The organism is Alteromonas sp. 14N.309.X.WAT.G.H12, from assembly GCF_036697315.1.
Lineage (GTDB): Bacteria > Pseudomonadota > Gammaproteobacteria > Enterobacterales > Alteromonadaceae > Alteromonas.
In genome coordinates this window covers 1-423 of sequence record NZ_JBAHZB010000259.1, presented here as the reverse complement: position 1 = coordinate 423, position 423 = coordinate 1, and the positions used below count along the sequence as shown (strand labels likewise).

Here is a 423-nt window from a genome sequence, read left to right as displayed (position 1 = left end):
TTAACGGTAACCGATCCTGGACTAGGCAATGATGCCACCCCTACCATTTCCGGGAATACGGATATACCGGCTGGTGAATTGGTGTCCATCAGCATTACCGATGCTGACGATGAGACCCAGACCTTTACCTCCACTGTCCAACCTGACGGTTCGTTCAGTGCTGATGTGCCTACGGCACTGGCCGAAGGTGATTATACGGTTGCGGTCACCGCCACCGATGATGCCGGAAACACCATCACCATAAACGAAGACGGGACGGTAGATACCACTGCACCAACATTATCAGTTACCGATCCTGGGTTAGGCAATGATGCCACCCCTACCATTTCCGGAAATACGGATATACCGGCTGGTGAATTGGTGACTATCAGCGTCACTGATGCGGATAATGATACCCAGACCTTTACCGCCACTGTCCAAGCA

General features: G+C 52.0%; 1 protein-coding gene. It reads left to right on the top strand.

What is annotated here, in order from left to right; translation table 11 throughout:
* A partial coding sequence (locus V5298_RS20890; protein ID WP_332933319.1) for an Ig-like domain-containing protein occupies positions 1–423 on the top strand: 423 nt, incomplete at both ends.